At 43.4% G+C, this 11,076-nt stretch carries 10 protein-coding genes; 1 reads left to right on the top strand and 9 read right to left on the bottom strand.

Features of this window, described 5'->3' with window-relative positions:
- From scpB to VFM80_RS02910, 8 genes are all read right to left on the bottom strand, one after another.
- A partial coding sequence (gene scpB / locus VFM80_RS02945) for an SMC-Scp complex subunit ScpB (RefSeq protein ID WP_395069385.1) occupies positions 1–759 on the bottom strand: 759 nt, incomplete at its 3' end.
- Between the two features lie 113 nt (positions 760–872).
- Entirely contained in the window at positions 873–1,835 is a 963-nt protein-coding gene (locus tag VFM80_RS02940; protein ID WP_395069383.1) for a succinylglutamate desuccinylase/aspartoacylase family protein, read from the bottom strand.
- A gap of 97 nt (positions 1,836–1,932) precedes the next feature.
- Entirely contained in the window at positions 1,933–3,870 is a 1,938-nt protein-coding gene (locus VFM80_RS02935; RefSeq protein WP_395069381.1) for a CBS domain-containing protein, read from the bottom strand.
- An 87-nt stretch (positions 3,871–3,957) separates the two neighbouring features.
- Complete coding sequence (locus VFM80_RS02930) at positions 3,958–4,485, bottom strand: hypothetical protein (RefSeq protein ID WP_395069379.1); 528 nt, start codon at positions 4,483–4,485, stop codon at positions 3,958–3,960.
- Positions 4,482–4,949: a hypothetical protein gene (locus tag VFM80_RS02925; RefSeq protein ID WP_395069377.1), complete on the bottom strand. Its 468-nt coding sequence runs from the start codon at positions 4,947–4,949 to the stop codon at positions 4,482–4,484. Before VFM80_RS02925 ends, VFM80_RS02930 begins: the two co-directional genes overlap by 4 nt.
- A gap of 51 nt (positions 4,950–5,000) precedes the next feature.
- Positions 5,001–7,436 carry a replication restart helicase PriA gene (gene priA / locus VFM80_RS02920; protein WP_395069375.1) on the bottom strand — a complete coding sequence of 812 codons (2,436 nt, stop codon included), beginning with the start codon at positions 7,434–7,436 and terminating at the stop codon, positions 5,001–5,003.
- A 291-nt stretch (positions 7,437–7,727) separates the two neighbouring features.
- A complete protein-coding gene (gene tnpA, locus VFM80_RS02915) occupies positions 7,728–8,177 on the bottom strand; it encodes an IS200/IS605 family transposase (RefSeq protein ID WP_395069373.1) in 450 nt (149 codons plus the stop codon).
- Positions 8,178–8,349: 172 nt separating this feature from the next.
- Positions 8,350–9,891, bottom strand: coding sequence for a YifB family Mg chelatase-like AAA ATPase (locus tag VFM80_RS02910; protein ID WP_395069371.1), 1,542 nt, complete (start codon positions 9,889–9,891; stop codon positions 8,350–8,352).
- A gap of 92 nt (positions 9,892–9,983) precedes the next feature.
- On the opposite strand from VFM80_RS02910, the gene VFM80_RS02905 reads away from it, so the two are divergent.
- A complete protein-coding gene (locus tag VFM80_RS02905) occupies positions 9,984–10,427 on the top strand; it encodes a DUF4342 domain-containing protein (protein ID WP_395069369.1) in 444 nt (147 codons plus the stop codon).
- 57 nt (positions 10,428–10,484) lie between these two features.
- Here the strand turns inward: VFM80_RS02905 and VFM80_RS02900 are convergent.
- Positions 10,485–11,076: NAD(P)/FAD-dependent oxidoreductase (locus VFM80_RS02900; protein ID WP_395069367.1), on the bottom strand; the 592-nt coding region annotated here is incomplete at its 5' end.

Here is an 11,076-nt window from a genome sequence, read left to right as displayed (position 1 = left end):
TAAATTATCTTGTCCATTTTCGGGATGATTTTCATCCCCCTCATTATTCTCAGAGGCCTTTTTCTTCTCTTCAAATTCATCGAATATTTCCCGGGCTTTTTCTTCAGGAGATACTTCATCTTCTGCATCCATGTCATCCATCATCAGCTGTCGTTCCATAAGTAACTGCCGGTGTTCGGCCATGTCATCATCTTTCAGGATCTCATCGATCTCGCGTGGTTTCGGAAGCTCATCCACTGAGTTGATGCCAAAGTGGGTTAGGAAATGCTTGGTAGTTCGATAAAGCAAGGGCTTCCCGGGGCTGTCGGCCCGTCCGGAAACTTCGATCAAAGCCTTCTCCATCAACTGCCGGAGGATATAGCCGGAATCCACTCCGCGAATTTGATCCACTTCCGGTTTGGTGATGGGCTGCCGGTAGGCCACAATGGCCAGCGACTCAATAGCCGACTGAGACAACTTCCGGTATGCATTTTCATGTTGGAAAACACTCAGCCAATAGTGGTATTTGGATTCGGTTACAAACGTGTATCCTCCGCCCAGTAATTGAATGCGAAAACTGAGGCCATTCTCATCATAGCGTTCGTTCAGCTTGTCCACAAAATTCTGAACGGTTTCTTCCGTAATCTCAATTTGTTCTTCATTTTCCACAATGATCTCACGGATCTTGGATCCCGGAATTGGTTCATCACTGGCAAAGATCAGGGCTTCAATCACAGAGGAAAGCCTGGTTCCGTCAATAAATTCGTAATCGTTCTTCATTATTAAGTCACAAAGTTCTCAAAAAAATATAGTCTGTAAACTTACGCAAAGTACCCGCCACTCAACAAAAATAATTCGGGATAAAAAAATCACCAAAAAATAAATGAGTAAGACTACTCACACTCCTCAATAATGAAGAAGCCATCCTCGCCCTGCTGCTGGTACAGCGGCATCAAAATATAGCCACTTCGCTGAGCCAGGATCTTTCCATGGCGGTCGTTGGCCAGCCACTGCCCTTTTTTAACATTATCAAAGTTTTTGAACCCGGGACGCATTTCAAAGCGATCGCCCGGCTCTATGATGTGCTTATACAGGAACTCCACTTTATGGGGAAGATCTTCGGTTTGTGTGTTCAGGTAATCGTAATAGCGGGTGAAGTCTTCGATCTCGGAAGCCAGAATACATCCGGCGGCTACAAGGAGACACATGAGTCCTGCCGTGGCATTGTCCTCAGCGACCTCGGTAAAATGTTGCCCCGTTTCAAAAGCAAAACCTATATTTCCGGTATTCTGAATATACTTAAGAGCCGTTCCGTGCAGGGCTTTCTCTATCCCAAAGATAAGTGGAACCCGAAGCTGAGCCAGCAATTCCACATTGCGGTCATCTCTTGTACTGATCACAAACAAACCGCTTTCGGCGGAAAAACTATGCAGATCCACAAAAATAACCGGGTATTCTGGTTCCTCTTCCGTAATAATAGGATCAATGATCTCAAGCAGCTTCTTGGTTTCCCTTCGCTCGGCTGTCTGTACCTCTTCAATAGGGGTTCGCCTTATCTTATCTAATATAGAGGTGAACCAGATCCGGTTCATGTCTTCATCAATGAATCTTTTTCGTTCCCGCAGTGCTTCTATATTTCCGATCAACCCAAGAAACCGTCCATGAAATTCTGATTTTTTAGATTCCAGCTTCTCAAAAATATGCCGGATGGCTTCAATTCCTGTAGGTTCATTTCCATGAATACCGGCCAAAGCAATTACAGTCGGGCCCGGATGTGCTCCCTGCAAATCACCAATCAATCGGTCTGAGTATTCAATGTTCTCTGTTTTCAATAATTCTTCTTTCGTATCCTGCAAAATATTCTGTTTTAAAAATGATAAAGTGACGAGTAATAAAATATTACTTAGCAACTAACTTCGTAATGCTTACTTCATCACTCGTCACTTTATCAATTCACTCTTCCTCATTCTTTTTCTCGTTATCTAATACCTGCAGCAGGCGCCGGGTGATGTTCATGAAATTATCTTCAGTGATTACCCCAACCAATCGACTGTTTTTTACGACCGGCAGGCAACCGATCTTTTTATCCTGCATTATTTCCATAGCCTCCATAATGGAAGCCTCAGGGTGGATGGTTATTGGGTTTTGCTCCATGATATCATTCACTGTTTGTGTAACCGAAGCTTCTTCATCTTCATTTACAACTTTGGTGTATTCACGTAAAACCTTACGCATGGTGATGAGCCCTAACAAATGTTTTTGATCATCTTCTACCGGTATATATCGAATACTTCGCCAATCAAGCAGATTGGCTACAAATTCCAGAATATCATCTTTGCGAACGGTAAAGAGGTCGGTAGTCATGAATTCCTCTACCATCAGTTTAGAGGGCTTCCAGTGATCCATGTCTTCAATCTTTGCCAATGCCCATTTATGAACCGGTTCCCCTTTTTTCTGATTTTTGATCATCGCGTTGGTGATGGCCGAAAGGGTCTGTTCACGATTACCTTCCTTGATCAGATTACCGTATGATTTCACCACCCAATAGGAACCTGTTTGGGCCGTGTTCACTCGCTCTTCGATCACTCCCAGATAGGTATCAATATCGGACGAATCTATATCAGCTTTTTGAAGTCCGTTTTTAGCAATAGGCAACAATTCATCTTTGATCAGATCAACCGCCGTCATCTTTCGGTCTTTGGTCCAGACAAACTTTGTGTCGAGCCCAAGTTTTGAAGCCGCAAAAAAGTTCATGCGCGCATTGTCAAAATCCATTTCTTTGGTGATATCCGGATATTCATCTTCAAACCCGTTCAGTAATCCCAGCCAGAAAGCGGCATTTGCCACCTCATCGACCACCGTTGGCCCGGATGGAAAAACCCGGTTTTCAATACGCAGGTGCGGTTTTCCGTTTCCAACACCATAACAAGGTCGGTTCCAGCGATAAACCGAAGAATTGTGCACCCTCAGGGCCATCAGTTCAGGGGCTTTTCCTTCTTTCATCAGCCGCTCGACATCTTCTTCGATCTCAGCACTCAGCATCACGCGGTAGCGGGAAATATCTTCTTTATAAATATCCAGGATGCTGTTTTCCAGCCACTGATTCCCGAAAGTTACCCTTGGACTCGAATCCCGCAAATGCTCTCCCACCTGTCGCGTATCAATAGATTGATGGAATAGGGCAACCCTGGTTTCAGCCCAAAGACGCTTTCCGAAAAGCACCGGCGAATTCACGGCACACGCTAAAACAGGGGCTGTAACAGCCTGAGCAATATTATACCGTTTTACAAATTCGGACGGCTTCACCTGCAAATGAACCTGGAAACCGGTGTTACACGCTTCCAGAAGTGGGGAATCAAACTTCATGAGCAACTCATCCATCCCCTGAATACGCAGTTCATATTCTTTTCCGCGCAGTCTATTGATAGCCTCGCAAAGAGCTTCATACCGCTGAAGAGGCGTCAGGTTTTTGATATCCACATCCATTTTCCGGATAGTGGGGAGAATTCCGGTTAATAAAATATCACCGCCCATCTCACGAACGGTTCTCCTTACATTCTCCACCTCATCATGCAAATTATGCTCCATCTGCGAGAGGCTGTTACCCGTAAACTCCAGCGGATCCATATTGATCTCAAGGTTGAACCGGGCAAATTCCGTGGTGTAATTACCTTCTCCCAAAGCCTCCAAAACTTCCATAGATTTGGGAAATACCTTTCCGTGCGGATCAACCATGCAAAGTTCCTGCTCAGCTCCTATACGCAGGATATCTGTTTCGAACCAATCCTCATCCAGCATAGTTTTCAGTGCCCGCATATCGCGAAGCACATGCTTCATAAAAGCTTGTACCTCTTCATTATTGTCCGCAAGCTTAACGCGCTCTTCTCCCATTTTCCGTCAATTTTTATATGGTATATAACTGTCCTTAAATACCAACTTTGAAAGGGCTTTTGCAAATTTTTTAGTTACTTGTTGCACTTACTCTGAAATAGTTAGGCTATTTGAGACTTTTTTCTGCTCCTCTCTCTTAAGTTCAATGTCTTGAGACAGGATAAACTCTTCTTTTTTCTTAATAAGTTGCCACCAATTAAACACGTTGATCAGCCCTCCAGAATGTTTTTCAAGCCTGTAGCATAGCTCTATACTTGGCTCTTCCCGATCATTTATAATGCGACTAAGCTTTGTGTAGTGCAGGTCCAGATCCTTCGAAATTTCTTTACGCGATCGACCTAATGCCTGGATATACTCCAACAAAAAGGATCCAAATGTTTTCTGGAATGAAAACGACTGTTCTTTTACATATTTAACTATTTGGAATTTCAAGCTTATAACTTTAGAAACCACTTTCTCATGATCTGACATTTGGTTAAGCCGTTCCTCTCTGTATTGGGAGATAGCGTATTGAGTCTCATCTTCCTTTACAGTTTCAGGGATTATATAGGATTCTACAATTTCATCCTCAGAATACTGCTCTTTAAGTTTTTGGTAAATTTTATCGATTCTCATGATTTATAATGTTTTTTGATCAATTTGATTGACTGCTCTCCTTCAATTACAAGAGCATTCCCAACACGAATAAATCCATACATTTTTATATAATATTCTATCAAATTAGTTTTGGGAATAAGTGATACAAAACCGTTATATCCATTTTCAAAAGCTTTAGACACTACATGTGCGATCAAGCTTCCTGCTATGCCATCAATAACTTTGTTTTTCCCAACATTTGATTTTGAGCTCTCCAACAAATTAATGTGAAGTCTTAGTTCTTCCTGAAAATCAGTTACAGAAATCAATCCTAGAATATTCCCTGTAGAAACTTCCAGCATTTTAAAAACACTTCGCTTTCGCTCTTTGGTCCAGTCAAACAAAAACTCATCAGAGGATTTTATTCTTGCAAAATCTTCCTTAGTAGCTTGTTCAATCTTTGCCTCAACCCAATCATTCTCTTTTCGATTGAATAATTGCATCACCCCAATATAAGTTTATGATTTTCGTAAAACAATTTATTTAATCAATATCTAATGGATCGCATCAACATTCACATTTACACGAACCGACGAAAACTTCCCCTTGATATCAGCTTCATAAACGGCCATGATCCTTTCCAGCATACGTTCGATGTAATTCGCCCCTTTCTCGGTGTCTATCTTCATCATGATCTCCCAAATAAATTTTTTATTCATCCAGTGAATGGCTGCAGGAGAAGGACCCAAAACGGGTATATCAGAGATCACATACTCAATCGATTTCTTTAAGATATGAGCCGCCATATTTACCTCATGATCTTTGGTTGACTTCAGCTCAAACCGGATCAATCGTGAGTATGGGGGATAATACAAAGGCTTTCGAAATTCCATTTCCTGCCTTGCAAATCCCCGGTGATCATGATCTCTGGCAAACTTCAGTGCCGGGTTATCAGGCTGTCGGGTTTGTAAAAATACGACCCCGGGTTTATCGCCCCGGCCTGAGCGTCCCGAAACCTGACTCAGCAGCTGATACATCCGCTCCGTAGCCTGGAAGGACGGAAATGCCAGTTCGGTATCGGTATTCACAACGCCAACCACCGTTACGTTAGGGAAATCAAGTCCTTTGGCCACCAATTGCGTCCCGATCATGATATCGGCTTTCCCTTCCCCAAAAGTGTTGAGTATCTTTTCATGCGCCCCTTTGCGGGAAGTTGAGTCACGATCAAACCGAATGATATTTGAATCGGGAAAAAGCTCCTCCAGTTGTTCTTCAATATTCTGAGTACCGGAACCCTGTACCTTCAAATTGGCTGAACCGCAGCTTTCACACTTCAGATCTTTTCGGCGGGAATAGCCTGTATAATGATCCATCAGGAGATTTTTGCGCTTGTGGTAGGTAAGGCTGACCGAACTTTCGGGACTTTCAGGAATGTGGCCGCAATCCTCACACTGTAAATAACTGGCATAACCCCTGCGATTATAAAGCAGAATAATCTGCTCGTTTTTCTTCAGGGCCTCCTCCATCGCCATAAATAATGGGACTGCAAATTCTCCCCGCATGGCTCCCTTATATTGCTTCAGATCCAGGATCTTGACTTCAGGAAGAACAGCCTCAGCATGTCGTTTTGTGAGTTCCAGTAACTCACATTTTCCTTTCGCAGCCATATTCAAAGCCTGCATACTCGGGGTTGCCGAACCCATGATCACCACGGCGTCATTCATAGTGGCCCGAACGATCGCTGTCTCTCTGGCGTGATATCTTGGTGCGGGATCGATCTGTTTATATGAACTGTCGTGTTCTTCATCCAGGATGATCAATCCTAAATTCTGTATCGGAGCAAATACAGCTGAACGCGGGCCGATGGCAATGCTTTTCTTTCCTGCATTCAGATCTTTCCAGGCACGCAGCCGTTCGCGGTTGGTCATTCGGCTGTGTAACACCGCAATTTCATCTCCAAAAATTCTAAAAAAACGAGATACCGTTTGGGGCGTAAGTGCGATCTCAGGCACCAAAACAATTCCGCCCTTTCCGCTTTCAACCACCTGCTTTAATGCGTGAATATAAACTTCGGTCTTACCGCTTCCGGTGATCCCAAAAAGCAGATAATTTGTAAACTCTTCCTTGGTTAAAGCATCACTGATCTTCTCAAAAGCTTTTTCCTGATCTTCATTTAGTGTTTTGATGGAGTCCGGCTCAAATTCAAGATGATCGATCCCAGTATTTTTTTCTACCTCTCGAAAGGTGATCCACCCCTCATCCTGTAATTTTTTTAAAGTGTACGAAGTGAATACAGAGTCATCCGGTATTTCAGATTGCCGGATGGGTATTTCATCTGCAATAAGAGCTAAGGCTGAGGTCCATTTCAGTTCTTCATTTACTTCCTTGCTTTCCAAAAATGCTTTGGCTGCATTCTCGTCTTTCCCATCCGCCCAGATCCATTCTCGTTCAGTGGCCACCGTTACTTTTAGATCGGGCTCTTCCCAAATTTCGATCTTTTTATCCTTCAGCAGTTTCGAGAATACTTTATTCAGTCCGGTTCCCTTCCATCGCTTTTTGGCTTCATCCAAAGTAGTTTTATTCTCCTGAAGGTCTTTTAAGACTTCTAATTGTTCTTCACTTAATTGTGATACATCGGTATCATCTGAAACTGTTAGATATTTCCGGGATACGAAATTCAATCCGGCGGGAAGAGCGGCTTGAATAGTTTCGCCCCAGCTGGCAAAATAGAATTTTGAGATCCACTCCGTGAGATCCAGAAGTTCTTTGGAAAGGATCGGCTTTTCATCGAGGATCTTGCGAACCGGCTTGGTTTTAAAGGAAGGCTTTTGCTGATGAAGACGGACGATCACCCCAATGGCATTATAATTCCGAAATGGGATCCATACCCTTTGTCCGGCTTGAATGGAGTTTTCAAGCTCTTGAGGTACATGATAGGTAAACTGCTTTCGGACGGCTGCCGGCAAAGCTACATCAACAAAAATGGACAAAATATCTGTGCGGTCTTGGATTAATTTTGAACGGAAAGCTTATCCAATTTCAAAGCACGAATCAACCCATTTATAGCACCAGCCACAAATAGACCAAAATGATCAGCACCGGCAGGCTGAATACCATTCCTCCTTTCCAATATGCTGTTCTATTTTTCATAGCCGTCTCCATTTACTTATTCTATCGCATTAAACGACAATCACTTAACTATAATTATACTAAAAACATTTCCTGATAACACCGCATGAACATGTGAAATGAACACCCAACATCGAACAACATGCCAATTATTACAGGTCTGAAGACCTTGGCTTGTTTATTTTCTTTGTGAATTTTAGCTCTTTGAATTCTTCTTTAAGTGATTTGTGGTGGTGATGTTTTTCTTGATTGTAAATGTATTTCCTTATCCCATTTATTTCTTTTGGTGAAACTGAGATTACTCCAAATCCATCTTGCCATTCAAAATGTTCTTCAAGAATCACATTCTTATTGACCCAGAAAGAAGACTCTCCTTTTATAATTCTTATTACATCCGCCACAGACTGAGTGGTTTTAAGCCGAATTAGACAATGAACATGGTCTTCAACACCGTTTATGATATCTAACAGAATATTATTTTTAGAAGCATATTCTTTCATATGACCAAACAGCCTGTATCTGTAAGATTTCAATAAGATCCTACGACTATTCTTTGTTCTCCAAATACAATGGATCCAATGATTTGAAAATGATTGCGACATTTTTCTCCTTATTTGCAGGCCTAAAGGCCTTTGCTTGTTTATGTTCTAAAATAATTTCAACTACAGTAGCTACTAACATTACCCCGGTTTATTAGTAAAATTCTCAAATCTGTTTTACCTCTGTAATTAACAAGCAAAGGTCTTCAGACCTGCTTTACGATTGACCGAGTTCTCACCCCAGCCACCCCTCCCTATCCAGACTCCTATACTGAATCGCTTCGGCCACGTGGTTGGATTTGATATTTTCGGAATGATCCAGATCGGCTACGGTGCGGGAGACTTTTAGGATGCGGTCGTATGCCCGGGCAGAAAGTCCCAGTGAGGTGATGGCCTTTTTGAGGATCTCAGAGCCCGCATCATCCAGCTTGCAAACCTTGCGCACCATACGCGTACTCATCTGGGCATTGCTGTACACCCCTTTCATTCCCATAAACCGCTTGGATTGAATTTCCCTCGCTTTCACAACCCGCTTTCTAATATCCTCTGAAGATTCCCCCTTCGCTTTTCCTGAAAGCTCTTCGTAGCTCACTTTATGTACTTCAATATGCAGATCGATCCGATCCAACAGTGGCCCGCTTATTTTGCTGAGGTACCGCTGCATCTGCATGGAAGAAGTTCCATTCATTTCGTGCGGATCATACCAATCGCCGGAGGGCGAGGGATTCATCGAAGCCACCAGCATCACTCGACTCGGGTAGGTAACACTCATCCGCGCACGTGAAATAGAAACAAATCCATCCTCCAGAGGTTGCCGCATCACCTCCAGCGCGCTTCGCTTGAATTCCGGCAGTTCATCCAAAAACAGCACCCCATTGTGTGCCATAGATATTTCTCCGGGCATCGGTATACTTCCGCCTCCAACCAGAGCCACATCAGATACCGTATGATGCGGAGAACGAAACTGTCTTTTTGTGATCAGTGCTTTCCCTGATTCCAATATCCCGGAAACGGAATGAATTTTGGTAGTTTCCAGTGCCTCATCCAAAGTAAGAGGTGGCAATATGGTTGGAATGCGCCGGGCCATCATGGTTTTACCGGAGCCTGGAGGGCCCACCATGATCACATTATGTCCCCCCGAGGCTGCTATTTCCAAAGCACGCTTCACATTTTCCTGTCCGCGCACGTCGCTGAAATCCAATGGATTATGTTTTCCATTTTGGTTGAAATACTGCTCCACATTGCTGCGCAATGGCTCCATGCTTCCCCGATTTTCAAGCCAGTCTTTAACCTGGTTCAGATGTTCAAATGGAAAGACTTCCAGCTCTTCCACAACTGCAGCTTCTCCCCCGTTTTCTTTTGGGACGATCAAGTACTTGAATCCTCTTTTTGCAGCTTCAACTGCTACTGGTAGCACTCCTTTCACGGGACGGATCTTTCCATCCAAAGCCAGCTCTCCCAGCATCACGGTATCATCAAGCTTATCGGTGTGAAGTTGTCCTGACATATTTAGAATGCCAATCGCAATGGGAAGGTCAAATCCATTTCCTTCTTTTGGGAGGTCGGCCGGAGCTAAGTTTGCCGTTATCCTTCCCAGCGGGTAATAAGAACCTGTATTCCGGATAGCCGCTTCTACCCGGTCGCGGGATTCTTTTACCGCACGGTCCGGCAGTCCAACTAAAAAGAAAGCGACCATTCCGTTGGTGTGATGGGTTTCTACGTCGATGATCTTTGCATCTACCCCGACGGTGGATGCGCAATAAACTCTTGAAAGCATAATTTGTACCTGAATCTTTTATGTTATCTTTACGTAGTTAGAGCGGTGAGAAAGCAATTCCTTACAAAAAAATTTCATAAATCTTACATATCATGAAAAAAGAAGAAGCTAAAGACAAGGCAAAAACCATCTACCAGGAGATTCAGGGCGGAGTTAATGAGGTGATCAGTCAGATCCGAAAAATGATCAAGGAAGGAAGTGCCCGCAAGCTTATCATCAAGAATAAAGAGGGTGAGATCAAATTCGAGACCAACTTAACGGTTGGCGTTGGAGGAATGACACTTGCTGCCGCCATGGCACCGGTAATAGCAGCCATTGGTATGTTTGCGATGTTCATCAACGATTACCAGATCATAGTGGAACGTGAAGTTACCGATGATGACGAATATTCCGTGGATGCCGAATTCATTGATATCAAAGATGAAGATGAGGAAGAAGAGAAACCGAAAACCAAATCAAAAAAAGAGAGCTCCGATTCTGAAGAAGGAGAAGAGAAAGAAGAAAAAACGGTAGGGAAGAAGAAAGGTAAAAAATGATAGATTGATAGTTGATAAAGTGATGATCACTCTATCAACTATCAATCTATCAACAAATTACTTCCAGTGAGATTCGGCGATGGCTTTCTCGCTTTCAATCTCACCCAAATAGCGCTCGGCATCCAAAGCAGCCTTACATCCGGTTCCGGCTGCTGTAACTGCTTGTCGGTACACGGCGTCCATCGCATCACCGCAGGCAAATAATCCGGGGAGGTCGGTTTCTGTAGATTGGCCTTTGGTTTGTATATAGCCCACATCGTCCATCTCAACCACACCTTTGAAAAGATCTGTATTCGGCTTGTGCCCGATCGCCACAAAAACACCGGTCACATCATCCAATGTAATGACTTCGCCGTTATTTCTGTTTTTGACCTTAACACCTTCCACAACTTTATCCCCAAGGACTTCAACAAGTTCACTGTCCCACATGAATTCAATTTTTTCATTATTGAATGCCCGGGTTTGCATGGCTTTTGAGGCACGAAGATCATCACGCCTGTGAATGACCGTTACTTTGCTTGCAAATTTGGTAAGGAAGGTCGCTTCTTCCATTGCGGTATCACCACCTCCAACTACAACTACATGTTGGTTTCTGAAAAACGCACCGTCGCAGGTTGCACAAGCTGAAACGCCTTTTCCGCGTAATTTT

Source organism: Gracilimonas sp. (assembly GCF_035704785.1).
GTDB lineage: Bacteria > Bacteroidota > Rhodothermia > Balneolales > Balneolaceae > Gracilimonas.
This window is presented reverse-complemented; position numbering and strand designations above follow the sequence as displayed.

Excerpts from the sequence above, each read along its gene's own strand:
- VFM80_RS02935 (WP_395069381.1), bottom strand. The coding sequence starts at position 3,870 with ATGGGAGAAGAGCGCGTTAAGCTTGCGGACAATAATGAAGAGGTACAA.
- VFM80_RS02930 (WP_395069379.1), bottom strand. The coding sequence starts at position 4,485 with ATGAGAATCGATAAAATTTACCAAAAACTTAAAGAGCAGTATTCTGAG.
- VFM80_RS02925 (WP_395069377.1), bottom strand. The coding sequence starts at position 4,949 with ATGCAATTATTCAATCGAAAAGAGAATGATTGGGTTGAGGCAAAGATT.
- tnpA (WP_395069373.1), bottom strand. The coding sequence starts at position 8,177 with ATGTCGCAATCATTTTCAAATCATTGGATCCATTGTATTTGGAGAACA.
- VFM80_RS02910 (WP_395069371.1), bottom strand. The coding sequence starts at position 9,891 with ATGCTTTCAAGAGTTTATTGCGCATCCACCGTCGGGGTAGATGCAAAG.
- VFM80_RS02905 (WP_395069369.1), top strand. The coding sequence starts at position 9,984 with ATGAAAAAAGAAGAAGCTAAAGACAAGGCAAAAACCATCTACCAGGAG.